The sequence below is a fragment of the Neisseria sp. P0021.S007 genome (assembly GCF_051956855.1).
Map to the genome: position 1 here is coordinate 1 of NZ_JBQCXA010000407.1, position 756 is coordinate 756.

Here is a 756-nt window from a genome sequence, read left to right on the forward strand (position 1 = left end):
TTAACGGCAGCCAACTGTTTGCGACCAACCAAAACGTAGCCAACAACGCCGCCAATATCGCCAAAGGCATCAACTTCGGTGGTACCACCGGCAGCAACAACTACGCATTGGGTGACACCATCAATGTCAAAGGCGACAGCAACATCATCAGCGAAACCGTAGCCGGTGGCGCACAGCTGAAACTGGCCAAAGACATCACTGTTGACAGCGTCACCGCAGGCGACAGCAAACTGAATTCAGACGGCCTCACCATTACCGGTGGCCCGAGTGTGACCAAGTCAGGCATCAATGCCGCCGGCAACAAAGTGACCAACGTTGCCGCCGGTACCGATGACACCGACGCCGTCAACTACAGCCAGCTGAAACAGCAAAGCGCCGCCGCCCGTACCGAGGTTGCAGCCGGCACCAACATCAAAGATGTGGTGAAAACGACCGGCGCCAACGGCCAAGACATCTATACCGTCAACGCCAAAGGCACGACTGCGAGCGCAGGTTCGGACAAAGTGACCGTCACTGCTTCAGCAGAAGACGCGAACAACGTGACCGACTACAGCATCGACTTGGCGCAAGACACCAAAGACGACATCCAAAAAGGTGTAGATGCCAAAACCACCGTTGACACCAAAGGCCTGACCTTCAACGGCGACAGCGGCAGCACCAATATCGAAAAACTCGGCTCCACCGTGACCGTTGCCGGCGACGACAACATCACCACTGAAGCCCAAGACGATAAAGTGACCGTCAAGCTGAACAAAG

Annotated in this window: 1 pseudogene; it reads left to right on the forward strand. The window is 55.8% G+C overall.

The annotated features are described in order from the left end of the window. Window positions 1–756: pseudogene (locus ACTHUR_RS13675) on the forward strand (hypothetical protein); the annotation flags it as partial.